The following is a 23695-nucleotide window of genomic DNA, read 5'->3' as shown; positions in this document are numbered from 1 at the left end:
TTCGTGCAAGCGGCTCATTGCCTGGTTCAGCGAGCCGGTTTCGGGCAGGAGGGGTGCGTGCCGGCGGTGACCAGATCGGCGACCGCGCTGCGGGGATCCCCGCTGGTCACCAGACCCTCACCGACCAGCACGGCATCGGCACCCGCGCCGGCGTAGGCCAGCAGGTCAGCGGTTCCGCGGACTCCGGACTCCGCGACACGGATGACATTGCTGGGCAACCCTGGAGCGATGCGCGCGAAGCAGTCGCGGTCGACTTCCAGCGTCTTGAGGTCGCGAGCGTTGACACCGATCACCTTGGCCCCGGCCTGCAACGCCCGGTCGGCCTCCTCTTCGGTGTGCACCTCCACGAGTGCCGTCATCCCAAGGGATTCCGTGCGCTCCAACAGTGATTCCAGGACTGACTGCTCGAGCGCCGCCACGATCAGCAGCAACAGGTCGGCACCATGCGCCCGAGCCTCATGGATCTGGTACGGCTTGACGATAAAGTCCTTGCGCAGCACCGGAATCGACACCGCAGCCCGCACCGCGTCCAGGTCGTCGAGTGAGCCGTTGAACCTGCGCTGCTCGGTGAGCACGCTGATGATCCGCGCGCCGCCGGACTCGTAAGCCCGCGCCAGCTGAGCCGGGTCGGCGATATTGGCCAGCTCACCCCGAGACGGGCTCGCCCGCTTCACCTCGGCGATCACGGCAATTCCCGGTTCCTTCAACGCAGCCATCACGTTGAGCGGCGGAGGTGCGTCCTGGGCCCGCGCCTTGATATCAGCCAAGCTGATAACGGCCTCGCGGGCGGCAACGTCGGCGCGGACTCCTTCGATAATGGAGTCGAGCACTGTGGCCGAACTCATCGCCCGTCGGTTCCTTTCTGGTGCCTCCGGGCCGGTCCCGGTTGCCCTCCCTGGAAGGGTAGCCGCCGCCACACCTTCACCATTCACCGGCCCTTATTGTCCGGATCGCCGCCGTCACCGGTCGGATCCTGTCCCTCGTCCAGCGCGTCCCAGAGCATTCGCTCCGACATCGGCTCCCCGCTGTCGTCACCCTTGACGGCCTCCCGTCGGGCGGCGGGTGCCGCGTAGCGCCCCGCAATGCCGCGCTTGGCACTGTTGGCCGACCGCATCAACATCACCGCACCAGCGAGCGCACACACCGCAGCGATCAGGGTCAGCACGGCGCCGCCGTAGGAACGACTGGTCCCGGTCAACTGTGCGAGGGGAATGACTGCCAGGTCAGCGGCCCGGACCGCGACATCCTTGACCACCCACAGGCTGATCGCGAGATACCCCATGCCCGCACTGGCCACGGCGATCAGCAGGGCCAGCAACCGCAGCGGCCAGCCGTGCACAGCCAGTGCCGCCACCGCTGCCGCCAGCACCAGCAACGCCAGCGGAATCAACGCCGTGGACCAGGACGCACCCGTCAGCGTGGTGGTCTTGGGCTGGCCGAGCCCGTCGAACGAGCTCACCTGGACCCAGGTCATCCGCGACGCGACCCACAGCACCACGGCCGAGACGACGAACAGCGCCTGCGCTGCCCGCGTCACGGCTCGGCCAATGTGTCGGCGGCGGCGATGGCGTTGAGCACGGCTTTGGCCTTGTTTGCCGATTCGTTGTACTCGTAGGGACCGTTGGAATCGGCCACGACTCCCCCGCCGGCCTGCACATAGGCCGTGCCGTCGCGCATCAGCGCGGTACGGATGGCGATCGCGAAGTCGGCGTTGCCAGCGAAGTCGAGGTACCCCAGCACCCCGCCGTAAAGGCCCCGCCTGGTCTTTTCGACCTCCTCGATCAACTCCATGGCCCGAACCTTGGGTGCCCCCGACAGGGTTCCCGCCGGGAAGCATGCCGTCACCGCGTCCAGCGCGGTCTTCCCCTCGGCCAGCTCGCCGGTCACGGTGGACACCAGGTGCATGACGTGGCTGTAGCGCTCGATGTGGCTGTAGTCCTCGACCCGCACGGTGCCCGGGCGGCACACCCGCCCCAGGTCGTTGCGGCCGAGATCGACCAGCATCAGGTGCTCGGCGCGTTCCTTCTCGTCGGCCAGCAGTTCCTTTTCCAGCAGCACGTCTTCTTCCTCGGTACTGCCACGCCACCGGGTTCCCGCGATCGGGTGGGTGGTGGCGCGGCCGTCTTTCACCGTGACCAGCGCCTCTGGGCTGGAGCCGACCACCGAGAAGTCCAGCCCGCCATCGGCGTCGGGGACGTTGAGCAGGTACATGTACGGGCTGGGGTTGGTCACCCGCAGCATCCGGTAGACGTCGATCGGGTCGGCGGCGGTGTCCATCTCGAACCGCTGCGACGGCACCACCTGGAAGGCCTCGCCGGCCTCGATGTCACCGACCAGCTTCTCCACGATCGCCGTGTACTCCTCCACCGTGCGCTGCGCGCGGTGGTTGGGGGCAGGCCGGCTGAACGTGGCGACCGTCGACGGCAGCGGCTGGCCGAGGGCCGCGGTCATCACATCCAGCCGAGCGACCGCGTCGTCGTAGGCGTCGTCGACGCGCTCGTCGGTGCCGTTCCAGTTCACCGCGTTGGCGATCAGGGTGATGGTGCCTTCGTGGTGGTCGACGGCGGCGATGTCGGTGGCCAGCAGCAGCACCATGTCGGGCAGGCCGAGATCATCGACCGCCAGCTCCGGGAGCCGTTCCAGGCGGCGCACCATGTCGTAGGCGAAGTACCCCACCAACCCCGACGACAGGGGTGGCAGGTCCGGCACCGCCTCGGTCTGCAGCACTTCAAGGGTGGCCCGCAATGCGGCCAACGGCTCACCGCCGCTGGGCGCATCCTTGGGAGCCGTCCCCAGCCACACCGCTTCGTCGTCGCGAACCGTCAGCGCCGACGGGGCGCCGGCACCGATGAACGACCAACGCGACCACGAGCGACCGTTCTCGGCCGATTCCAGCAGGAACGTGCCCGGACGGTTGGCGGCGAGCTTGCGGTACGCCGACAACGGCGTCTCGCTGTCGGCCAGCACCTTGCGGGTCACCGGGACGACTCGGTGCTCGGCGGCCAGCGCCCGGAAATCCTCCCGCGACGTGGTGACCGCAAGCGATGAGCCGGCGCCCGAGGATCCCGGAGCGTGGGTGGCTGTGGTTTGCACGGAAACAATTCTCCCAGATCGGCGCCACGGTCCTGCCATGCAGACGGCGTAGCGTAGCCAGCCATGACACAGATCAGCACGGGCGACACCGTTCCCGAGTTCGAACTGCCGGATCAGACCGGCACGATTCGCAGTCTGACGAGCTTGCTCGCCGACGGCCCGGTGGTGCTGTTCTTCTATCCGGCGGCGATGACCCCGGGATGCACCAAGGAGGCCTGTCACTTCCGGGATCTGGCAGCGGAGTTCGCCGCCGCCGGGGCGAGCCGGGTCGGTATCAGTACCGACCCGGTCGCCAAGCAGGCCAAGTTCGCCGACATCCAGAACTTCGACTACCCGCTGCTATCGGACGCCGACGGCAAGGTGGCCACCCAGTTCGGGGTCAAACGTGGCCTGCTCGGCAAGCTCATGCCGGTCAAGCGGACCACGTTCGTCATCGACACCGATCGCACCGTGCTCGGGGTGATCTCAAGCGAGATCAGCATGGACACCCATGCCGACAAGGCGCTGGAGCTGCTCAGGGCGCGTTGACCGCCCGCAGCACCGCCGCCATCGACGCGGCGAGCACCGAATCGCTGCGGCCGCACGCCCAACCGGTGCGACCGTCCGACCTGTATTCCAGGTAGCTGACGGCGATGCTGCCGATCGATTGCTGGGTCAGGCTCAGCACCTCGACCGGACGGCCGATCTCCTCGAGCGCGGCCCGCAGCGCGTCCACCGGTCCGATGCCGCGATGGCTGCTGGATGCGGTGCGCCCGTCGAACATCAAGGTGAGGTCGGTGACCGCGGCCGCACCGTCGCCGCCGGTGCGCCAGTCCTTGAGTTGCACCGGACCTGACGTGTCGAGGTAGGTCGCCTCGAACAGATCGAAGAGTTCGCCGGCGGTGACCTCGGCACCGCTTTCGTCGGTGTGCGCCTGGACGTGGCGGGCGAAGTCGATCTGCAACCGGCGCGGCAGTTCCAACCCGTAGTCGGTGGCCAGCAGGTAGGCGATGCCACCCTTGCCGGATTGGGAATTCACCCGGATCACCGCGTCGTAGGTGCGGCCGATATCGGCCGGGTCGATCGGCAGATACGGTACCCGCCAATCGATTTCGTTTTCGGGCCGACCGGTGGCCGTGGCGCGGAGACGATGTTCGGCGAAGCCCTTCTTGATCGCATCCTGGTGTGTTCCGGAGAACGCCGTGTGCACCATGTCCCCCACATAGGGATGGCGTTCGTGAATGGGCATGCGGGTGCAATGGCTGACCGTCCGCGCGATCTCGTCGATGTCGGAGAAGTCGATCATCGGATCCACGCCCTGGGCATGCAGATTCAGCGCCAGGGTGGCGATGTCGACATTGCCGGTGCGTTCACCGTTGCCGAATACGCAACCCTCCACCCGCTGCGCACCGGCCAGCACCGCCAACTCTGCGCAGGCGATACCGGTACCCCGGTCGTTGTGCGGATGCACCGACAAGATGACACTGTCGCGACGAGACACGTTGCGGTGCATGTACTCGATCTGGTCGGCATACACGTTCGGGGTGGCGATCTCGACGGTGGCCGGCAGGTTGAGGATGACCGGCCGATCCGGGGTGGCCTGCCACAGCCCGGTCACCGCGTCGCACAACTCGAGCACGTAGTCCGGCTCGGTGAGGTTGAACACCTCCGGGGAGAATTCGAATCTCACATTCGGCATGCCTTCGGTGAATTCGAGAACGTCACGCGCACCCGCCAGGATCAGGTCCCGCAGTTCGGTGCGACCCTTGCCCAGCACGGTGTCGCGCCAGGTGGGCGCGGTGGCGGTGTACATGTGGATGACGACGTCGTTGCCGATGCCGCGGACCGAGTCCACGGTTCGCTGGATCAGGTCGCGGCGCGCCGGCACGAACACCACGATGGTGACGTCCGGCGGGGCGATGTCGGATTCCGCCAGCAGCCGGACGAAGTCGAAGTCGGTCTGCGACGCCGACGGATAACCGACCTCGATCTCCTTGTAGCCCATGGCCACCAGCAGTTCGAAGAAGCGGCGTTTGCGGGCCGGATCCATCGGCTCGGCCAGTGCCTGGTTGCCGTCGCGCAGATCCACCGGCACCCACAGCGGCGCGGCGTTGATCCGGGCTGTCGGCCAATCTCGTTGCACCAGAGGAACTTCGACGCGGTCATAGACAGACGCGTAGCGATGTGACGGCATCTGGGAGTGACGCTGCCGGTTCCAGGCCGCCGCGTTCGCCGGGATGGCTCCGGCAGGGGTGTCGATGGTGGGAAAAACAGAACTGGTCATGATGGCGCTTTCGGTCAGAAGGGAGGTTCGACCGGCGCGACACAGCCCCACGGCAGGGGGCCGGTCGATTCAGGCCCCGCCGCGGCGGCTAAGGAGCAGGACGCGCGTCATGATGGGTAGACTATACACAACTCCTCAGACAAGTAGACAGGTTGTGATGACGTCCCAAGTTCAGCGTCACCCGCTGGCGGCCCAGACCGCCCAGCTTCTCCTGACGCGCATCCGTCAGGGTGAATGGCCGCTGGGCCATCGACTTCCCGGCGAGACCACACTGGCCGCGCAGCTCGGTGTCGGCCGCTCCACCCTGCGCGAAGCGATCCGCGAACTGTCCGGCAAGGGCGTGCTGGAGAGCCGCCAGGGCGCCGGGGTTTTCGTGACCGCACTCGACGCCGCCGAAGACTGGGACACCGTGCTGCGCCGCGCCACCATCGTGTCGGTGATCGAGGCACGTATCGCCATCGAAGCCGAGGCCGCCGCGCTGGCCGCCGCCCGGCGCACCCCCGCCGACCTGCGGGCGATCCGTCGGACCCTGGCCGCCCGTGGTGTGGTGGGACAGTCGGTACCCGATCACGTCGACGCGGACATGGCGTTCCACCGCACGGTGATCGCCGCGGCCCACAACGAGGTGCTGATCCAGTTGTTCGACGCGTTCCTCCCCCGGCTGCGGCTGGCGATGATCGACATGCTCAAGATCCGCCCGATCGCGTCCGAACCCTGCGATCACGACCTGCACCAGCAGTTGGCCGACGCGATCGTCGCCCGCGATCCCGAGGCCGCCGCAGCCGCCAGCAGAACCCATTTGAGCTCGTTGAAGGAGAATTTTGCATGACCCCGGTCCTCGACATCGCTGATGTGACCTTTCGCCGTGACGGCAAGCAGATCATCGATGGCATCTCACTGACCGTGCAGTCCGGTGAGCACTGGGCACTCTTGGGACCCAATGGCGCCGGCAAGAGCACACTGCTCGGTTTCTGTGCGGCCGTGACGTTTCCGACGTCGGGGACCGTGCACGTGCTCGGCGGCCAGATGGGCCGCACCGACCTGGCGGTGCTGCGCCGCTCCATCGGTCACGTCAATCCCCGGCATCGCCTGCAGTACCCGCTGACCGTGCGTGAGGTGGTGCTCACCGGCATCACCGCCACCATAGACATCGCAGCACACTGGAGCCCCACCGCCGAGCAGGTGCGCCGGGCCGAGGAGCTCATCGACACCGTGGGGCTGTCGGCCCGCGCCGACGCGATCTGGCCGACGTTGTCCCAGGGCGAGCGCGGTCGCACTTTGATCGCGCGAGCGCTGATCGCTGACCCGCGGCTGTTGCTGCTGGACGAACCGACCACCGGCCTGGACGTGGCAGCCCGCGAGCAGCTGTTGGAAACCCTTGACACCCTGGATGACTCACATCCCGACATGGCCTCGATCCTGGTCACCCACCACCTCGAGGAACTGCCCACCAGCACCACGCACGCCCTGCTGATCTCGCAGGGCCGCACTGTGGCCAGCGGCCCGGCCCACGACGTCGTCAACACCGATCACGTCAGCGAGGCCTTCGCCCATCCCGTGGTGGTCGGGTTCCAGGACGGCAGATGGACCGCGCGAGCCAAGGCCAGCTCGAGGGTGCTCTAGCGGGCTTCAGCCGTTGGCGGCGGCATTGCGCCGCCGGCGCGCCTCACGGTGCCGGGTCACCGGTGTGGTGTCGATGACGCGGTTGACCATGGTCGCCAGAAACCGCGAGGGCTGCAGCTCGGGCGGCACCGTGTCGTGCCGGATCGCGATGTCGGGCAGGGCCGCCAGTGCCTCGTCGACCGCTGCCGTGGCGACATCGACGATCTCGAACAGCGCGTCCGGCTCGGCCTTTTCGATGCTGTCAACTTCCTCGTCCGCGGACTCGGCGACCTCGGAGTCGTAGTCGATCATCACCAGTGCCACAGCGTGATAGGCGTCATCCTCGGTACCGAGCTTGCCCAGCAGGTCGATGAGCCACTCGGCCTTGTCCGGTTCGGTGCTCAGGATCGTCGAGCGCAAGCCGTAGACGAATCCGAGCGCCGACAACGGGTGGCGCAGCCGCAGATTCTTGGCGTCGCCGTAGCTCTCCTCGACGCGGTTGGCGGCGTTCTTGCCGAAGCTGGAATCCATCCGTTTGGTGCTGATCAGCAATTCCGGACCGGTGTCCCAGTCCGACATCACCACGTCGACCTGTTTCATGTAGTGCTTGCCCAGCACGCTGGCGCTCGACGCGGCGACGCCTTTCATCGACCGCTTCAGCCGTTGCTCGATGAGGTGCCGTTCTTTTTGCGGCAGCGCCTCAAGCAGGCTGGCGATGGCACTGGGCATGATCCGTGGATCTGTCGCCCTGGGCCACACCGCATCCGGATCGAAACCGGCGCGCCGCAGCTCGTAGGCCAACCACACGTCGAGAGCCAGCGCCGGAACCCCGGTGGTCGACGGCGCATCGAGGAACAACGGCACCCCGAGGAGTTTGCGCAGCACTCGGAAATCAGGAACGAAGCTCAGCTCGCCGGCCACCCGCACCCAGGGGTTGGTGTGCACGCCTTCCGGTGCCGCGTCGGCCACGATTCGGTCGAAGATGGCCCACGCGGTGGCCTTGGTCGACGGTTCAGCGGGCACGCCGAGACCTTACCGTCCGGCGCGTCGCCAATGAATCGCGCGCGGTCCGAACGGGTTCCAGGGCGATTCTGGTCTCCAGCCCCAACGCATCATCGACGATGCGGGTCGCCTCGAGCAGCCGGCCCCGATCCAGCAGCGATCCGATCCGCCGGCGGACCGCCCGCAGCTCGTCGGCGCGGGCCGCCACCAGATCCGGTGAAGGGACCAGCCACCGGTCTGCCTCGCGGGGTTCGATCTTCAGGATGCCGCCGCCGTAGGAGCGACCGACGATCTCGGCGTGCAGCACCGTCACCGAGTTCAGCGCGGCCAGCCCGAGCAGGTCGCGGCCCAGCGTCCGCACCGCGTCGCGCAGGTACACCCCGTGCACCGAGTTGAGGTGATGCGCCTTGGCCCGGTTGGTGACCAACCGGGGTGTGTCGGCGTTCATACAGGTCAGCAGCAGGTCAGCCGGATTCACCAGGGGCACCAGGTACCAGGGCCGGCGCACCCGGCACTTGTAGGCCAGATGCACCCCGGCGGCGTGACCGGCGTCGATGTAGCGCTGGGCGGTGGCCGATGGCGTCCCGGTCGGACGGAACAAGTGGATCGACCGCCCGTCCTCCCCCAGCTTGGCCAACTGCTCGGCGGACAGGGTCAGACCGCGCAGGTGGGCGCTCCCGGGCGGCGACAACGGCAACAGGTCGGTGCGCCGTAGCCCGAGTTCACGCACACGGTCCGGGGACAGCGCGAAAAAGCTGTTGTTGCCGGTCACCATGCCCAGCGTGGTGTCACCCCAGGTCTCCAGCATGGAGAAGTGCCCGGCGTCATGCAGACCGTGGATCGCATCCACCGGCGCGTTACCGATCAGGCCGCTGACCCATTTGTCCGCAGGATCGCGCGGCGACCAACGCCGTTGCGCGAGTTCAGATGTCAGTGAGGACGCATTGCGGGCGCGGTGGATGACAGCGTGACTGGTTGGGCCGCCCCCATAGCCGTCGGCCAGCAGAAGCACCACGTCCGCTTCCGCCTCGGGGAACACCTGCTCGTCGAACATCACCAGCTCGACGCTGGCGAACCGGTCGAACAAGAACTTCCTCACCGCAGCCGCGTAGTTCACGCTCAGCAGCTCGGCGGGCAGTACCAACGCCAGGCGGCCCCCCGGCCGCAGGAACAACGCAGCGTGCACGGTGAACGCCGCCCAACTCGATGCCAGCCCCGACAGCGTGACCCCGGCCTTGAGCGCGGCCCGGCGCGACTGTGCCCGGGTGGCACCCCGGAACTCCTGGTAGCGGATGTAGGGCGGGTTACCGATCACCGCGGTGTACTCGGCTCGCGGCTCAATAGTGAAGAAGTCGGCGGTCCGGATGCGGGCCGCGCCGCCGGCGGCGGCGACGCGCTTGCGGGCAGTGGCCGCACTCGCCGCGTGAAGTTCCACCCCGTCGACCCTCGGCCGGTCAGTACCCAATTCGACCAGCCGGGTAACCGCCTCGACCACGAAAGCCGCCTCCCCGGCCGCGGGCTCGAAGACCGCATCGTCAGCGGATCGGATCGCCCAGCGGGTCAGGTAACGCGTGATCTCCGGTGGGGTGAAGAACGCACCGCGCGCTTTGCGGGTCGCGGCGGTGTCGGTCACCCCGTCATTGTTGCCGATGACACCGACAAGTTCGGACACCGCAACGCGCGCAGACGTGGCCCCGCTCAGAACGGGGGTTCGTCAGGGCCTGGGTCTGTCGGCGGCGGGGGTTGCCAGTCGCGCGGAAGATCTTCGGGTTCATACGGATCGTTGATCCAGGCGCAAAACGGGCTGGTGCTGGGGCGAGTCCCTTTGAAGAGGGTTAGGGTGGCGCGCATCCGGTTGCGTTCGGTGCGCCGTCGGATTTCTTTGGCGCGAGCCGCCCTGACGCGCCGGGCCTCAGCATTGATGGGCCGTAGCCGCTTGTTCTTGGCACGGCGCTGCGCGACCCGCGCCGCCCGGGAGGTTGGCATGGCCCGATGTGGGCAACGCCGCGACCGGACCTCCGGTGCAAACACTTCGGTCGCGCCGGGGCAGGTCCGGTAGGTCCGTCCGGTCGGCGCCGTCCAGATCACCGTCCCGTCGGCAAGCTGTTGATCTCGCCATCCGTCATGGAAAGTTTTCAAGCGATGATGTTGACGGCAAAGACATTTCAAATTCCACGGCACTGTCAAACCCCCGTTCTCGGGGCGGCGATGATCGAACGGGACGGTGTGATCGATGTCGCATTGCTCGGCGGGCCGGTCGCATCCAGGAAACCGGCACGTGATGTCACGGCAGCGGATCCAGCGCGCCAACGCAGCTGACGGGTGGTATCGCAATGCGTCATCGGTGGGCACATCGGGGGCCTGCAGGATCCGCAGCGTGGCCTGCTGCGCCAGCTCGCGCAATTTCTCCGCGTCGATTACACCGTGTCCCGCTATGTAGGCCGGCCCCCGCCCGCCGAGCAGTGCCGATTGCGGGGCGATCACATTGAGCACGACCCGCACCGGGCTCGGTTCAGTCGCCTGGGCCTGCGGGCACTCATCCCGACCACAAAGGCACCGCAATGGCAGACCTTCGGCCAGCGCCTCGACCGCATCCGACCGGCGCTGGGCAAGCGTGCGGGGATCCTGTGCACACACCCCGTTCGCAACTTCGGTGACCCGCTGATCGAAAATCGCGCCAGCCCGCGCGGTCAGCACTCCCGCCAACCGCACCGTACCGTCGCCCGCCGGCGTCACCCGTACATACCGGCCACGCTCGGCTCGCTCCCGCTCAGCGATCGCGTCAGGATCAAGTTCGCGCACCAGAGCGTCGACGGCGTTGGACACCCGCTTGCGTGACCACGACGTCCACCCGGCGATCCGCTCGGCCAACGTCGCATCCAACCGAGCCAGGATCGACTGGGTGACGACCAACTCGGTGTGAGCGATGATCACCGCCACCGACTCCCAATCGATCTCGCCGCGTCGCAACACGTGCGCCACCCGTGGCAATCGGTTCGTCAGTGATTCCGCCTGCGACACGACCTGCGATGCCGCCGACGGCGACAGGTGCATCGCCGCACCGACTTCGGCGACGGTGCGGGCAAACCCGGTCAGCAACATGTGCCCGGGATCGTCATCCTCAATCTCGACTTCAGCTATGCGCCGGTTGAGCAGCTCACCGACGATCGCCATCCGCGATGCCATCAACATGGCTTCTTCCGACACTGAGTCGCTGATGCAGAGCACCAGCTCCCACGATGCGTCGGACTCGAACATGTGTTCGATTATCTACCTAAAAAGCCGCCTCGGCAAGGGTCCTGATCAACCGAAATCGGGATTGGACACCAGTCAGCCGTCGGACAGCAGCACGTCCGCGTCGAAGCAGGTGTGAGCCCCGGTATGGCAGGCGGCGCCGATCTGGTCGACCTCCAGCAACACGGTGTCCCCGTCGCAGTCCAGGCGGACCGAGTGCACGTATTGCGTGTGCCCCGACGTCAGGCCCTTGACCCACTGCTCTCCGCGCGAGCGCGAAAAGTACGTGGCTTCACGGGTTTCCAGAGTGCGGGCCAGCGCGTCGTCGTCCATCCAGGCGACCATCAGCACCTGACCGGTTCCCCGCTCCTGTGCCACGGCGCTGAACAGCCCGTCGGCGTTGCGCTTGAGGCGCTTGGCGATATCGGGATCGAGAGCCATTACCGCACCACGATTCCTTCGGCCGCCATCGCGGCCTTCACCTGGCCGATGGTCATCTCCCCGAAGTGGAAGACGCTGGCGGCCAGCACCGCATCCGCGCCCGCCTGCACGGCAGGAGCGAAATCGGCCACCGCACCGGCGCCACCGCTGGCGATCACCGGGACATGCACCGCGGCGCGGACCGCGCGCAGCATCGGCAGGTCGAAACCGGCCTTGGTGCCGTCACGGTCCATCGAGTTGAGCAGGATCTCGCCCACCCCGAGTTCGGCGCCCCGGGCGGCCCACTCGATCGCGTCGATTCCGGTGCCGCGGCGTCCACCGTGGGTGGTCACTTCCCACCCCGAAGCGGTGGGCTGCTCGCCGGCCGGCACGGTGCGGGCATCCACGCTGAGCACGATGCACTGCGAACCGAACTGGCGGGCCATCTCGGCCAGCAGTTCGGGCCGCGCGATCGCGGCGGTGTTGACCGAAACCTTGTCGGCGCCGGCACGAAGCAGCACGTCGACATCCTCGACCGCGCGCACGCCGCCACCGACGGTCAGCGGGATGAACACCTGCTCGGCGGTGCGCTTGACCACCTCGAGCATGGTGGCCCGGCCCGACGAGGAGGCGGTCACGTCGAGGAAGGTCAACTCGTCGGCGCCCTCGGCGTCGTAGGCGGCGGCGAGTTCGACAGGATCGCCCGCGTCCCGCAGGTTCTCGAAGTTGACGCCCTTGACCACCCGGCCGGCATCGACATCGAGGCACGGGATGACCCTCGTTGCCACATCACTGATGGTGCTCACAGGTAGTCCTCCGGATTGCCAGCGGATTTCACGATTTCCAGCATGCGCTCGTGCACGCCGGGCGCGGCGGCCAGCGCCGACTTCGACTCGGCCGTCCACGGATCGCCGGCCAAATCCGTCACGATGCCCCCGGCAGCCCGGACCAGCGCGACGCCGGCGGCATGGTCCCAGATGTGGTGCCCGAAACTGATGGCCCCGCCCAGGATCCCGGCGGCCACGTAGGCCAGGTCCACCCCTGTGGCGCCGTGCATCCGCACGCGCGAGCACACGCGGCTCAGGTTGGACAGCACCTCGACCCGGTAGCGGCCGGGGAACCGGCCGCGGGAATCGATGTTGAAGGTCTGGATGCCGACGATCGAGTCGGTCAGGGTCGGTGACCCCAGTGGTGGCAGCGCGGTGCCGTTGTCCCGCACCGGACCTCCGGCCAGCGCCGAATACCGCTGTCCGGTGAACGGCAGCCAGGTCAGGCCGGCGACCGGCTCACCATCGGCCAGCAGCCCGAGCAGAATGGCCGCCATCGGCGAGCCCGCCGCGTAGTTGAACGTGCCGTCGATCGGGTCGAGCACCCACACCAGCGGAGAGTCGATCGGCTCACCGCCGAATTCCTCGCCGTGGACCCCGATCCCGGTCGCCTCTGTCAGCGCCCGCACCACCTGCCGTTCGATCGCGAGATCGACCTCGGTGGCAAAGTCGTTGCCCTGCTTGGTGACCGCGGAATCCGCGCGGTGCCCGGCGATGAACGGCACCGACGCCGCGTCGAGGATCTCGGTCGCCGCAGCTACCAGTGCGGCCAACTTCGACGGATCCAGGTCACCCACCTCGCTTATCCGCTGACCGCGGCCAGTGCCTGCGGCAGAGTGAATCGTTCGGCGTAGAGCGCCTTCCCGACGATCGCGCCTTCGACACCGTGGCCGGTCAGGGTGGCGATCGCCCGGAGGTCATCGAGGCTGGACACCCCGCCCGAGGCGATCACCGGGGCGTCGGTGCGGTCGGCGACCGCGGCGAGCAGTTCCAGGTTCGGACCGGTCAAGGTGCCGTCCTTGGTGACGTCGGTGACGACGTAGCGCGAACACCCTTCGCGGTCAAGGCGATCCAGGACCTCCCAGAGGTCGCCGCCGTCGGTTTCCCAGCCGCGGCCGCGGAGCCGCCAGCTGTCGTTCTCGAACTGCACGTCCAGCCCGACTGCCACCCGGTCGCCGTATTCGGCGATGGCGCGGCGGCACCACTCGGGGCTCTCCAGCGCCGCGGTGCCGATGTTCACCCGCGCACAACCGGTGTCCATGGCGGCCTTCAGCGAATCGTCATCCCGGATCCCGCCGGACAATTCGACTTTTACGTCGAGCTTGCCGACCAGATCGGCCAGCAGCTCGCGGTTGCTGCCGCGCCCGAAGGCGGCGTCCAGGTCCACCAGGTGGATCCACTCGGCACCGTCACGCTGCCATGCCTGCGCGGCTTCCAGCGCCGAACCGTAATCGGTCTCACTGCCTGCCTTGCCCTGGACAAGCCGCACCGCCTTGCCGTCCACCACATCGACAGCCGGCAACAGAATCAAACTCACAGTCCCTCAACCCAATTCGCGAGAAGCGTCGCACCGGCGTCGCCACTCTTCTCCGGATGAAATTGCGTGGCCGACAACGCGCCGTCTTCGACGGCGGCAATGAAGGGCACATGATGCGTCGCCCAGGTGACCAGTGCGTCCGGATTACCGGACCACTCCTGGGCTGCGTACGAATGCACGAAATAGAAACGCGTGGCGGCGTCGAGCCCCTTGAACAGGGTGCTACCGGCGGCCGCGTCGACGACGTTCCACCCCATGTGCGGAATCACCGGGGCGTCCAGTCGGGTCACCGAGCCGGGCCACTGCCCACAACCGGTGGACTCCGTCCCGAATTCCACCCCGCGGGCGAACAGGATCTGCATGCCGACGCAGACCCCGAGCACCGGACGACCGTGCTGCAGGCGGTCGGCGATGATCTTCTCGCCGCCGATCGCCCGGAGTCCGGTCATGCACGCCTCGAACGCACCGACACCGGGCACCACCAGTCCGTCGGCTGCCGCGGCGGCGCCCGGATCGGCCGTGACCTCGACGTCGGCACCGACCCGCTCCAGCGCACGCTGAGCCGACCGCAGATTGCCCGATCCGTAGTCGAGAACGATGACTTTCTTGGTCACAGAGTGCCTTTGGTCGACGGAACGCCGGTCACCCGGGCGTCGTACTCGACGGCCTGGCGCAACGCGCGGGCCACGGCCTTGTACTGCGCCTCGGTGATGTGGTGCGGGTCGCGACCGTAGAGCGTGCGTACGTGCAATGCGATGCGGGCGTTGAACGCCAGTGATTCGAACACGTGCCGGTTGATCACGGTGTGGTACGGCGCCTGCGATCCGGCGATGGTGAATTCCACCATGAACTCCGGTTCGCCGGTGTGCACGAAGTACGGCCGGCCGGACACGTCGACCGCGGCGTGCGCGAGAGTCTCGTCCATCGGGATGAACGCGTCGCCGAACCGGCGGATGCCCTTCTTGTCGCCGAGAGCCTGGCCGAGTGCCTGGCCTAGCACGATCGCGGTGTCCTCGATCGTGTGGTGCCCCTCGATCTCGATGTCGCCCTTGGCGTGCACCGTGAGATCGAAGCTGGCGTGGGTGCCCAGCGAGGTCAGCATGTGGTCGAAGAACGGCACACCGGTGTCGATGTCGACGACGCCGGTGCCGTCGAGGTCGATCTCGACGACGATGTCGGATTCCCTGGTCTTGCGTTCGACCTTCGCGCGACGGGTCACGATGCTCCTACCGGGCTGTTGGCTGGCTGAAGTTCGGTGGCGGACAGTTCGGCGCTGGCGGCCAGGAACGCGTCGTTCTCCTCAGCCAGACCGATTGTGGTGCGCAGGAATCCGGGGATGCCGACATCGCGGATGAGGATCCCCTTGTCCAGGTAGCGTTGCCACGTCGCGGGGGCATCGGCGAACTCGCCGAAGAGCACGAAGTTGGCATCACTGGGGATCACGCGGTAGCCGAGGCGATGCAGTTCCGCACTCACCCGGTCACGCTCGGCGGCCAGGATCGCGACACTGCCCAGGGTGTCGTCGGCGTGACGCAACGCCGCGCACGCGGCGGCCTGGGTGAGCACGGACAGGTGATACGGCAGACGGACCAGCAGCAGCGCGTCGATCACCGCGGGCGCCGCGGCCAGATAGCCGAGCCGTCCACCGGCGAACGCGAACGCCTTGCTCATCGTGCGGGTGACGATCAGCTTGGCCGGGAACTCGTCGATCAAGGTGACCGCGCTGGGCTGCGACGAGAACTCGCCGTAGGCCTCGTCGACGATCAGGATCCCACCCGGCATCGCTTGCAGCAGACGGCGCAGGTCCTCGATCGAGACACTCTGGCCCGACGGGTTGTTGGGGCTCGCCACGAACACCACGTCGGGTGTGCGCTCCTCGACCGCGGCGACGGCGGCGTCGACGTCCAGCCCGAAGTCTGCCGCGCGGGCCGCCTGCAGCCACTCGGTCTGGGTGCCGTCAGAGATGATCGGGTGCATCGAGTACGACGGCACGAACCCGATCGCGGTGCGTCCCGGCCCGCCGAAGGCCTGCAGCAGCTGTTGCAGGATCTCATTGGAACCGTTTGCCGCCCAGAGGTTGTCGACGGTGAGCTGCACACCGGTGGCCGCGGTGAGATACGCCGCCAGATCAGTGCGTAACGCCACCGCGTCACGATCGGGATAGCGGTGCAGCTCGGCGGCTGCCTCTCGGACCGATGCGGCGACGTCGTCGATCAGGGCCTGCGTCGGCGGATGCGGGTTCTCGTTCGTGTTGAGCCGTACCGGAACCACCAATTGCGGTGCCCCGTAAGGCGATTTCCCGCGCAGGTTCTCGCGCAGCGGCAGATCGGCCAGCGTCACATCCCGTGCGCTCACCGCTCGAACCTCCGTCGTACCGCCTCGCCGTGCGAGGGCAGGTTCTCCGCCTTGGACAACGTGATCACATGTCCGGAAACGTCTTTGAGTGCGGCCTCGTCGTACTCGACGACGTGGATGCCGCGCAGGAAGGTCTGCACGGACAGGCCGCTGGAATGCCGAGCACAGCCCGCGGTCGGCAGCACGTGGTTGGAGCCTGCGCAGTAGTCACCCAGGCTGACCGGAGACCAGGCACCCACGAAAATGGCGCCCGCGGAACGAATCCGGCCGGCCACGCCGGGCGCGTCCTTGGTCTGGATCTCCAAGTGCTCGGCGGCGTAGGCGTTCACCACCCGCACCCCGGCCTCGATATCGTCGACGAGCACGATCGCGGACTGCTTGCCCGAGAGCGCCACCCGCACACGGTCGACGTGCACCGTGGTCGCCAGCTGGCGGGTGAGCTCGCGATCGGTGGCCGCGGCCAATGCCTCACTGTCGGTGACCAGCACGCTGGCCGCCATCTCGTCGTGCTCGGCCTGGCTGATCAGATCCGCAGCGACGTGCACCGGGTCGGCGGTGCCGTCGGCCAGGATCGCGATCTCCGTCGGGCCCGCCTCGGCGTCGATGCCGACCTGCGAGCGGCAGATCCGCTTGGCGGCGGTCACGTAGATGTTCCCGGGACCGGTGATCATGTCGACGGGGGCCAGCTCGGCACCGTCGGTATCGGTGCCGCCATAGGCCAGCAGCGCCACCGCCTGCGCACCACCGACGGCCCATACCTCGTCGACGCCGAGCAGCGCGGCGGCGGCCAGGATGGTCGGGTGCGGCAGGCCGTCGAATTCCGCCTGCGGCGGGCTGGCGATCACCAGCGAATCGACACCGGCGGTCTGCGCGGGGACCACGTTCATCACGACGCTCGACGGGTACACCGCGTTACCGCCGGGCACGTACAGCCCGACGCGTTCCACCGGCACCCAACGTTCGGTGACGGTGGCACCGGGGGCCAGCGTGGTGGTGGTGTCGGTGCGGCGCTGATCGGCGTGCACCGCGCGCGCCCGGTCGATCGCGACCTGCAGTGCGGCGCGTACGTCAGGGTCGAGCTCGGCAAGCGCGGCAGCCAGCCGGGCCGCGGGCACCCGCACGGTGTCGGGGCGGATGCCGTCGAAGGTATGGCCATAGTCCAGCGCGGCCGTCGCGCCGTGCTCGGCGACCGCCTCCACGATCGGGCGGACCTTGGGCACCACTGCGTCCACATCGACTCCGCCGCGGGGCAGCGCGGATCGCAACTGCGCGGCGTTCAGCACACGGTTACGCAGGTCGATACGGGACATCTCAAACTCGGCCATCGGTTCGATTGTCCCTGATCAGTCCAGTTGATAAAAATCCGTCGCCCACTGCCGCCGGCCCGACGCGCCGTAGGGTGGTTTCAGACTGCCGAACGGAGCCCCAGATGTCCGCGAAAGACCACCCGAACAACGCCCCCGGCGTACCGATGCTCATGCCGCCCGCCCTGGAGCGGTTCCAGATCAAATACATCAACCCGCTGGTGAAACCATTTTCCAAGCGCCTGCCGGGGTTCACCGTGATCAAGCACCGGGGCCGCACCTCCGGTACGCCGTACGAGACGATCGTCACCAGCTACCGCAAGGGCAATGTCTTCGCTGTGACACTCATGCACGGCAAGACCAACTGGGTGAAGAACGTGATCGCCGCGGGCGGGGCCGACGTGCACGTGTTCCGTGGCGACATCAAGATCACCAATCCGCGCGTCCTGCCGGCGGGCACTGACGATCCGACGCTCCCCCGAATCCCCCGGAATGCGGCCCGCCGGATGGGCGTCTTCGTCGCAGATATCGTTTGACAGGGTCGCCAGACTGCATACATGACCTGGCAGATCTGGCTCGCGTTTCTCGGCGCTTCGATCGCTATCAGCCTGTCCCCGGGAGCCGGGGCGATCCAGTCGATGGCGACCGGCCTGACTCATGGCGTACGCCGTGGGTCATGGAGCGTGCTCGGACTCCAGCTCGGGCTGCTTGCACAACTGGTGTTGGTCGCCGCCGGCCTGGGCGCCGTCGTCGCCAAGTCGATGCTGGCCTTCCACATCGTCAAGTGGATCGGTGTGGCCTATCTGATCTACCTGGCGATCCAGCAGTGGCGTAGCGCCTCGCAGGATCTGCGCGCCCGGATGGGCGGCGAGGGCGAGCGGGGCCGGTTGGCCTTGGTGATGCGCGGATTCCTGGTGAACACCACCAATCCGAAAGGGTTGGTGTTCCTGGTCGCGGTGCTGCCGCAGTTCGTAGTGCCGACCGCGCCGTTGCTGCCGCAATATCTGGCGATCGGGGCGACGATGGTCGCCGTCGACGTGGTCGTGATGAGCCTCTACACCGGGCTGGCGGCGCGGTTGCTCAACTGGCTGCAGACGCCGCGGCAGCAGACCATCCTCGGCCGGGTGTTCTCCGGGCTGTTCGCGACCGCCGCCGTGGTGCTCTCGCTGGTGCGTCGCGGCGCGACGGCCTAGCCGCCTGTCCGGCCCTCCAGCGCGCCCTTGATGATCGGCGCTGCCCGCTCCATCGCCGCCCGCAAGGCGCCGGCGGCATCGTGCGGCAGCACATCGCGAGACCACAGGAAGCGGCAGCGGTTCGGTCCCTCCGCCACCACCTGCATCACCGCATTGTCGTGCTCGGGCCGGGCTGTGTCGCCGATCAGCGAGTAGGCGATCCGGCGGGCCTGGTCGTCGCGGCTGACCAGACGCTCGCGGGCGACGAATCCGTCTGCGAACGTCACGACGCGAACGTCGCCGTCCGCATCGCAGGACGCCACGAAGCCCGGCGCCATCCGCACCGGGCCATCTGCCCAATCGCCGATCACCTGCCACACCGGGGAACTGTCGGCTTCCACGTCGAACTCGATCTGGATCGATGCCATGGCACCAGTCTGGCCGGGCGTTGACCTGGTGTCTTGAACATTCTTGCGGGCTGTCGGCGCCGGCCCGGACTGTCGGTCCCGGCCGCTAACGTGCAGAAGGTGTTGACCGCACAGACGCTGGCTTCCCGGCCGGATTTCAGCATCGCCACCTGGAGCTGCACCGGGGAGCACGCCGACTGGTCCGAGCCCGAACGTCCGGTCGACGGGCGGTTCGTCCTGGTGCGCTCGGGGAGCTTTCACCGTCGCGGATCCGGCGGCGCGGTGGAGCACGATGCGACGCTCGGCTACCTCGGTGCGCCCGGGGAGCCCGAACATTTCGCCCATCCGCACGGCGGAGATGCCTGTACGTCGTTGCAACTCACCGCCGAGAACTGGTGGCACCTCGCCGGCGAGCCGAAACGGCTCGGGCCTGCCGCCGTGTACGTGGACGCCCGTCTCGAACTGGCGCACAGGCGGCTACTCGCCGCCGGCCACGCTGATCCCGATTACCAGCTGGCCGAGGGTCTGGTGCGGCTGGTCGGTACGGCGCTGCGTTCCGCGGCGCAACGACCGATACCGGCCGGATCACCCGCCCGGCATTCCGAGCGGCGTTTGGTGGCCCAGGCGCGCGATGCGATCAGGCAGGCCGATGACGCTGCCGGGGGCCTGTTCCCCCTCGCTGCCGCTCTCGGTGTTTCCCCCTACCGGCTGAGCCGCTCGTTCAGCAATGAACTCGGGGTGTCGGTGACGCGGTACCGCAACCGGGTCCGGGTCGGTTGGGCGCTCGAGCATCTGCAACGCGGTGAATCCACGATGGCCGATGTCGCGGCCACGCTGGGCTTCGCCGACCAGGCTCACTTCTGCCGCACAGTGCGTGCGCACACCGGGTGGACGCCGACCGCGACCCGGCGCGAATTACGCCGCACCGCTGCGGGTTAGGTGTCCAGACCGATGTCGAGCGCCCGCACCGAGTGGGTGAGGGCGCCGATCGCGAGGTAGTCGACCCCGGTGCCGGCGTAATCGGCGGCGCTGTCCAGCGTCAGGCCGCCCGAGGATTCCAGCAGCGTCTTGGGCGAGCGCGTGTCCCGGCGCTGAACCGCGATCTGGGTCTGCCAGACCGGGAAGTTGTCCAGCAGCACCAGTTCCACGTCGGCCGAGAGCACATCGTCGAGTTGTTCGAGCGAATCGACCTCGACCTCACACGGCAGATCCGGCGCCTCGGCCCGGACCGCCTTCAGAGCGGCCAGCACCGACCCGGCCGCGGCTACGTGGTTGTCCTTGATCAGGGCCGCGTCGCCCAGTCCCATCCGGTGGTTGACGCCGCCACCGACGCGCACCGCGTACTTCTGCAGCGCACGCATGCCCGGCAGCGTCTTGCGGGTGTCCCGGATCTTGGCGTTGGTGCCGGCTACCGCATCGACCCAGGCAGCGGTCGCGGTGGCGATCCCCGACAGGTGGCACATCAGGTTGAGCAGCGTGCGTTCGGCGGTGAGCAGCCCGCGGGTCGACGCCTCGACCGTCAGGATCGTCGAACGGGCGTCCAGCCGGGCACCGTCCTCGACACGGTTGATCACGCGGTAGCCATCGGCGCCGAGCACCTCGTCGAGCACCATCAGCGCGATGTCGACACCCGCGGCCACACCCGGCTCCCGGTTGACCACCGAGGCGGTGGTCATGGCGTCGGCGCCCACGGTGGCGAGCGTCGTGATATCCGGGCCGTAGCGCAGGTCCTCTTCGAGCGCCCGCGCGATCGTGGCACGCGCCTCGGCCAGCTCCAGATCCGAAAGTGCCATCAGCACACCGCCGTTGCGGTGTCGAGGGCGGGACGGCCGGCTACGGCGCGAATCGTCACGGAATGCTCCTGAGCGGGGTCGGTTTCGGGGTAATCGCCGCGATGGTGGCAGCCACGGCTTTCGGTACGGGCCAGGGCTGCGACGGCAATCGCCTGTGCCGTCGCGGTGAGGGCCGCGTCCTCGAAGCTCTGACGGTTGGCGGGCTGCACTGATCGCGCGCCGGCCAGAATGGCATCGAGCCGGTGGAGGCCATCGGCATCGCGGACCACTGAGGCATGCTCAGACATGGCGTGCTGCAGGACATCTCGGTCGACCGAGTCTTGACGGCGGTCCTGCGGCGCCTGTGCGCGCACCGGGCCTGCCGCGCCGGCGTGTTCGGCGGCCAGCCGACCGGCCCGGCCGCCGACGACCAGCCCTTCCAGAAGGCTGTTGGAGGCCAACCGGTTGGCCCCGTGCATCCCCGTCCGGGCCACTTCGCCCGCGGCGAACAGCCCGGGCAGTTCGGTGCGGCCATGCACGTCGGTGACCACGCCGCCACAGCTGTAGTGGGCGCCCGGAACCACCGGGATGGGCTGGCGCGTCGGGTCGACACCGGCCGCCGCACACGCCGCCGCCACCGTGGGAAACCGGTCGGCGAACCGGGTGATGCCCCGGGCGTCGAGGTACACGCACGGGTCGCCGGTGGCGCTCAGCCGGGCGTTGATGGCTGCGGCGACCACGTCCCGCGGGGCCAGGTCCCCCATCGGGTGCACCCCGCCGGTTACCGAGTTACCTTGCGAGTCAACGAGTACAGCGCCTTCACCGCGCAGCGCTTCGGTGATGAGTGGGCGTCGCCCGCCGCTGTTCTCGGCATACAGCATCGTCGGGTGGAACTGGACGAACTCGATGTCACGGACCGGAACGCCGGCCCACAGCGCGAGCGCGATGCCGTCACCGGTCGAGCCGCTCGGGTTGGTGGTGGCCTCGTACACGTGGCCGAGGCCCCCGGTGGCCAGAATGACCGACGGCGCGTGGATGATGCCCACGCCGTCCTCATTGCGGACCAGTACCCCGGTCACCGTGGCCTCGTCGCGCAGGACCTCCAGCGCCACATGGTCACGGCGGATGTCGAGAGTGGCGGCCGCAGAATCGAGAGCCCGCTGCACCTCGGCCCCGGTGGCATCGCCGCCGGCGTGAATGATCCGGCGCCGGGTGTGACCGCCCTCGCGGGTCAGCGCCCAACGCCCGGGAGCGGTCTCGTCGAACTGTGCGCCGTCGGCCACCAGATCGGCGACCGCGTCATAGCCTGCCGCGACGATGGAGCGCACCGCGTCCGGGTCGCACAGGCCCCCGCCGGCGGTCACCGTGTCGGCGACGTGCGCCTCGACGGAATCGTCGGTGTCGGGCAGCACGACGGCAATCCCGCCCTGGGCGTAGAAGGTCGCGGTCTCGCGGGCCTTGCTCAGCACCACCACCCGTCGGCCGCGGCGGTGCGCGGCCAGGGCTGCCACCAGGCCCGCGACCCCGGTGCCGACCACGACGACGTCAGCGCGCTGCTGCCACAGCGTTGAACTGCCGCAGGCGAAGCGGTTTGATCCCCGGGCACTGCCCGTCGGAGTCATTCGCCGCCGCCGGGCTGGCCAATCGCAATCATGCGCCGCACGCTGGCACGACCCAGGCGAGCGGTATCGGGATCGACGTGCACCTCATCGGCACCCTCGATCAGGCAGCGCAGCAGCGCGGCCGGAGTGATCATCTTCATGTAGGTGCACGACGCGCGGTCGTTGACGGCCAGGAAGTCGACTTCGGGTGCAGCCCTGCGCAACTGGTGCAGCATGCCGACCTCGGTCGCGACCAGTACCTGCCGCGCCCGGGTCTCGCGCGCCGCGTCGAGCATGCCGCCCGTGGACAGGATCTTCACCCGATCCTCGGGAACCGCACCTTCGCCGGCCAGGTAGAGCGCCGAGGTGGCACACCCGCATTCGGGGTGCACGAAGAGTTCGGCGTCGGGGTGCGACCGGGCCTGCGCCGCCAATTCGTCGCCGTTGATCCCGGCGTGCACGTGGCATTCGCCGGCCCAGACGTGCAGGTTCTTGCGGCCGGTGACGCGCCGGACATGCGCACCCAGGAACTGATCCGGGCAGAACAGCACCTCACGGTCCTCGGGTATCGAGGCCACCACCTCGACGGCATTCGACGAGGTGCAGCAGATGTCGGTCAGCGCCTTCACCGCAGCGGTGGTGTTGACGTAGGACACGACGACCGCGCCGGGGTGCTCGTCCTTCCAGGCCTGCAGTTCGTCGGCGGTGATCGAATCGGCCAGCGAGCAGCCGGCCCGCTGATCCGGGATCAGCACCGTCTTGTCCGGGCTGAGGATCTTGGCCGTCTCGGCCATGAAGTGCACGCCGCAGAACACGATGGTGTCCTCGGGGGCCTCTGCGGCGATCCGCGAGAGCGCCAGAGAATCGCCGACGTGGTCGGCGACGTCCTGGATGGCCGGCAGCTGGTAGTTGTGCGCCAGCAGCGTCGCACCGCGCAGGTCCACCAGACGACGGATCTCGGCAGCCCATTTCTCGTCGCCGTCGACGCCGGAATAGCCACCGGGGCCATCGACGATCTGATCTGCCAAGCCCCCCGAGAGGGTGCCATTGAGAGCGGTCACGCCGACCTCCTCCACTACGTCAGGTTTTCGACTTATAATCGAAAA

Annotated in this window: 25 protein-coding genes; 6 read left to right on the top strand and 19 right to left on the bottom strand. The window is 68.1% G+C overall.

Features of this window, described 5'->3' with window-relative positions; all coding sequences use genetic code 11:
• Positions 1-26: 26 nt before the first annotated feature.
• The 3 genes from trpC to EH231_RS05715 form a co-directional block, all read right to left on the bottom strand.
• A complete protein-coding gene (gene trpC, locus EH231_RS05725; protein ID WP_090425845.1) occupies positions 27-845 on the bottom strand; it encodes an indole-3-glycerol phosphate synthase TrpC in 819 nt (272 codons plus the stop codon).
• A gap of 83 nt (positions 846-928) precedes the next feature.
• Entirely contained in the window at positions 929-1537 is a 609-nt protein-coding gene (locus tag EH231_RS05720; protein ID WP_090425842.1) for a TIGR02234 family membrane protein, read from the bottom strand.
• A complete protein-coding gene (locus EH231_RS05715; protein WP_090425839.1) occupies positions 1534-3093 on the bottom strand; it encodes an anthranilate synthase component I in 1560 nt (519 codons plus the stop codon). The genes EH231_RS05720 and EH231_RS05715 overlap by 4 nt, the downstream gene beginning before the upstream one ends.
• A 63-nt stretch (positions 3094-3156) precedes the next feature.
• Here EH231_RS05715 and EH231_RS05710 point away from each other — a divergent pair, with 63 nt between their 5' ends.
• Positions 3157-3621, top strand: coding sequence for a peroxiredoxin (locus EH231_RS05710; RefSeq protein WP_044518452.1), 465 nt, complete (start codon positions 3157-3159; stop codon positions 3619-3621).
• Here the strand turns inward: EH231_RS05710 and EH231_RS05705 are convergent.
• The gene (locus EH231_RS05705) at positions 3608-5356 is read right to left on the bottom strand and encodes a 2-isopropylmalate synthase (protein ID WP_124712046.1); all 1749 of its coding nucleotides are present in this window, start codon (positions 5354-5356) and stop codon (positions 3608-3610) included. The two genes, EH231_RS05710 and EH231_RS05705, sit on opposite strands and share 14 nt — an antisense overlap.
• Before the next feature lie 157 nt (positions 5357-5513).
• Here EH231_RS05705 and EH231_RS05700 point away from each other — a divergent pair, with 157 nt between their 5' ends.
• Both EH231_RS05700 and EH231_RS05695 read left to right on the top strand, forming a co-directional pair.
• Entirely contained in the window at positions 5514-6185 is a 672-nt protein-coding gene (locus tag EH231_RS05700) for a FadR/GntR family transcriptional regulator (protein WP_090425836.1), read from the top strand.
• A complete protein-coding gene (locus EH231_RS05695) occupies positions 6182-6979 on the top strand; it encodes an ABC transporter ATP-binding protein (RefSeq protein ID WP_124712045.1) in 798 nt (265 codons plus the stop codon). The genes EH231_RS05700 and EH231_RS05695 overlap by 4 nt, the downstream gene beginning before the upstream one ends.
• A gap of 6 nt (positions 6980-6985) precedes the next feature.
• Here EH231_RS05695 and EH231_RS05690 read toward each other — a convergent pair whose 3' ends face one another.
• The 11 genes from EH231_RS05690 to hisD form a co-directional block, all read right to left on the bottom strand.
• Entirely contained in the window at positions 6986-7981 is a 996-nt protein-coding gene (locus EH231_RS05690; protein ID WP_124712044.1) for a hypothetical protein, read from the bottom strand.
• Positions 7971-9593, bottom strand: a complete 1623-nt coding sequence (locus EH231_RS05685; protein WP_241177890.1) for an N-6 DNA methylase — start codon at positions 9591-9593, stop codon at positions 7971-7973. The genes EH231_RS05690 and EH231_RS05685 overlap by 11 nt, the downstream gene beginning before the upstream one ends.
• A gap of 65 nt (positions 9594-9658) precedes the next feature.
• On the bottom strand, positions 9659-11218 hold the full coding sequence (locus tag EH231_RS05680) for an HNH endonuclease signature motif containing protein (RefSeq protein WP_124712042.1): 1560 nt from the start codon (positions 11216-11218) through the stop codon (positions 9659-9661).
• 72 nt (positions 11219-11290) lie between these two features.
• Positions 11291-11635 carry a phosphoribosyl-AMP cyclohydrolase gene (gene hisI, locus EH231_RS05675; RefSeq protein ID WP_124712041.1) on the bottom strand — a complete coding sequence of 115 codons (345 nt, stop codon included), beginning with the start codon at positions 11633-11635 and terminating at the stop codon, positions 11291-11293.
• Positions 11635-12420, bottom strand: coding sequence for an imidazole glycerol phosphate synthase subunit HisF (gene hisF / locus EH231_RS05670; protein ID WP_124712040.1), 786 nt, complete (start codon positions 12418-12420; stop codon positions 11635-11637). Before hisF ends, hisI begins: the two co-directional genes overlap by 1 nt.
• Positions 12417-13247 carry an inositol monophosphatase family protein gene (locus EH231_RS05665; RefSeq protein WP_090426294.1) on the bottom strand — a complete coding sequence of 277 codons (831 nt, stop codon included), beginning with the start codon at positions 13245-13247 and terminating at the stop codon, positions 12417-12419. Before EH231_RS05665 ends, hisF begins: the two co-directional genes overlap by 4 nt.
• The gene (priA, locus tag EH231_RS05660; protein WP_044518436.1) at positions 13244-13978 is read right to left on the bottom strand and encodes a bifunctional 1-(5-phosphoribosyl)-5-((5-phosphoribosylamino)methylideneamino)imidazole-4-carboxamide isomerase/phosphoribosylanthranilate isomerase PriA; all 735 of its coding nucleotides are present in this window, start codon (positions 13976-13978) and stop codon (positions 13244-13246) included. The genes EH231_RS05665 and priA overlap by 4 nt, the downstream gene beginning before the upstream one ends.
• Positions 13975-14592, bottom strand: coding sequence for an imidazole glycerol phosphate synthase subunit HisH (gene hisH / locus EH231_RS05655; RefSeq protein WP_044518435.1), 618 nt, complete (start codon positions 14590-14592; stop codon positions 13975-13977). The genes priA and hisH overlap by 4 nt, the downstream gene beginning before the upstream one ends.
• Positions 14589-15197 carry an imidazoleglycerol-phosphate dehydratase HisB gene (gene hisB / locus EH231_RS05650; RefSeq protein ID WP_090425820.1) on the bottom strand — a complete coding sequence of 203 codons (609 nt, stop codon included), beginning with the start codon at positions 15195-15197 and terminating at the stop codon, positions 14589-14591. Before hisB ends, hisH begins: the two co-directional genes overlap by 4 nt.
• Positions 15194-16333: a histidinol-phosphate transaminase gene (locus EH231_RS05645; protein WP_124712039.1), complete on the bottom strand. Its 1140-nt coding sequence runs from the start codon at positions 16331-16333 to the stop codon at positions 15194-15196. Before EH231_RS05645 ends, hisB begins: the two co-directional genes overlap by 4 nt.
• Positions 16330-17658 (bottom strand): histidinol dehydrogenase, encoded by a 1329-nt coding sequence (gene hisD / locus EH231_RS05640; RefSeq protein ID WP_164480784.1) that lies wholly within the window; start codon positions 17656-17658, stop codon positions 16330-16332. The genes EH231_RS05645 and hisD overlap by 4 nt, the downstream gene beginning before the upstream one ends.
• 104 nt (positions 17659-17762) lie before the next feature.
• Between hisD and EH231_RS05635 the strand changes: the two genes are divergently transcribed.
• Both EH231_RS05635 and rhtB read left to right on the top strand, forming a co-directional pair.
• The gene (locus tag EH231_RS05635) at positions 17763-18173 is read left to right on the top strand and encodes a nitroreductase family deazaflavin-dependent oxidoreductase (RefSeq protein WP_090425811.1); all 411 of its coding nucleotides are present in this window, start codon (positions 17763-17765) and stop codon (positions 18171-18173) included.
• Positions 18174-18194: 21 nt separating this feature from the next.
• On the top strand, positions 18195-18830 hold the full coding sequence (rhtB, locus tag EH231_RS05630) for a homoserine/homoserine lactone efflux protein (protein WP_090425808.1): 636 nt from the start codon (positions 18195-18197) through the stop codon (positions 18828-18830).
• Here rhtB and EH231_RS05625 read toward each other — a convergent pair.
• Positions 18827-19237, bottom strand: coding sequence for an SRPBCC family protein (locus tag EH231_RS05625; protein ID WP_124712037.1), 411 nt, complete (start codon positions 19235-19237; stop codon positions 18827-18829). The genes rhtB and EH231_RS05625 overlap by 4 nt on opposite strands.
• Before the next feature lie 99 nt (positions 19238-19336).
• Between EH231_RS05625 and EH231_RS05620 the strand changes: the two genes are divergently transcribed.
• On the top strand, positions 19337-20155 hold the full coding sequence (locus EH231_RS05620) for a helix-turn-helix domain-containing protein (protein ID WP_090426291.1): 819 nt from the start codon (positions 19337-19339) through the stop codon (positions 20153-20155).
• Here the strand turns inward: EH231_RS05620 and nadC are convergent.
• Genes nadC through nadA form a run of 3 tightly spaced genes read right to left on the bottom strand, consistent with a single transcriptional unit; the run spans position 20152 to position 23650 of the window.
• Entirely contained in the window at positions 20152-21009 is an 858-nt protein-coding gene (nadC, locus tag EH231_RS05615; protein ID WP_090426288.1) for a carboxylating nicotinate-nucleotide diphosphorylase, read from the bottom strand. The genes EH231_RS05620 and nadC overlap by 4 nt on opposite strands.
• Entirely contained in the window at positions 21009-22610 is a 1602-nt protein-coding gene (locus EH231_RS05610; protein ID WP_090425802.1) for an L-aspartate oxidase, read from the bottom strand. Before EH231_RS05610 ends, nadC begins: the two co-directional genes overlap by 1 nt.
• Positions 22607-23650 carry a quinolinate synthase NadA gene (gene nadA / locus EH231_RS05605; RefSeq protein ID WP_124712036.1) on the bottom strand — a complete coding sequence of 348 codons (1044 nt, stop codon included), beginning with the start codon at positions 23648-23650 and terminating at the stop codon, positions 22607-22609. The genes EH231_RS05610 and nadA overlap by 4 nt, the downstream gene beginning before the upstream one ends.
• Between the last annotated feature and the right edge of the window lie 45 nt (positions 23651-23695).

The organism is Mycolicibacterium nivoides, from assembly GCF_003855255.1.
In the GTDB taxonomy this organism is placed as follows: Bacteria; Actinomycetota; Actinomycetes; order Mycobacteriales; family Mycobacteriaceae; genus Mycobacterium; species Mycobacterium nivoides.
The sequence above is the reverse complement of the archived record's forward strand: the minus strand, read 5'-3'. Positions and strand labels throughout refer to the sequence as shown.

Excerpts from the sequence above, each read along its gene's own strand:
- EH231_RS05625 (WP_124712037.1), bottom strand. The coding sequence starts at position 19,237 with ATGGCATCGATCCAGATCGAGTTCGACGTGGAAGCCGACAGTTCCCCG.
- EH231_RS05705 (WP_124712046.1), bottom strand. The coding sequence starts at position 5,356 with ATGACCAGTTCTGTTTTTCCCACCATCGACACCCCTGCCGGAGCCATC.
- hisD (WP_164480784.1), bottom strand. The coding sequence starts at position 17,658 with ATGGCCGAGTTTGAGATGTCCCGTATCGACCTGCGTAACCGTGTGCTG.
- EH231_RS05680 (WP_124712042.1), bottom strand. The coding sequence starts at position 11,218 with ATGTTCGAGTCCGACGCATCGTGGGAGCTGGTGCTCTGCATCAGCGAC.
- trpC (WP_090425845.1), bottom strand. The coding sequence starts at position 845 with ATGAGTTCGGCCACAGTGCTCGACTCCATTATCGAAGGAGTCCGCGCC.
- EH231_RS05635 (WP_090425811.1), top strand. The coding sequence starts at position 17,763 with ATGTCCGCGAAAGACCACCCGAACAACGCCCCCGGCGTACCGATGCTC.
- rhtB (WP_090425808.1), top strand. The coding sequence starts at position 18,195 with ATGACCTGGCAGATCTGGCTCGCGTTTCTCGGCGCTTCGATCGCTATC.
- EH231_RS05695 (WP_124712045.1), top strand. The coding sequence starts at position 6,182 with ATGACCCCGGTCCTCGACATCGCTGATGTGACCTTTCGCCGTGACGGC.
- EH231_RS05700 (WP_090425836.1), top strand. The coding sequence starts at position 5,514 with ATGACGTCCCAAGTTCAGCGTCACCCGCTGGCGGCCCAGACCGCCCAG.
- hisI (WP_124712041.1), bottom strand. The coding sequence starts at position 11,635 with ATGGCTCTCGATCCCGATATCGCCAAGCGCCTCAAGCGCAACGCCGAC.
- nadC (WP_090426288.1), bottom strand. The coding sequence starts at position 21,009 with ATGGCACTTTCGGATCTGGAGCTGGCCGAGGCGCGTGCCACGATCGCG.
- EH231_RS05610 (WP_090425802.1), bottom strand. The coding sequence starts at position 22,610 with ATGACTCCGACGGGCAGTGCCCGGGGATCAAACCGCTTCGCCTGCGGC.
- EH231_RS05710 (WP_044518452.1), top strand. The coding sequence starts at position 3,157 with ATGACACAGATCAGCACGGGCGACACCGTTCCCGAGTTCGAACTGCCG.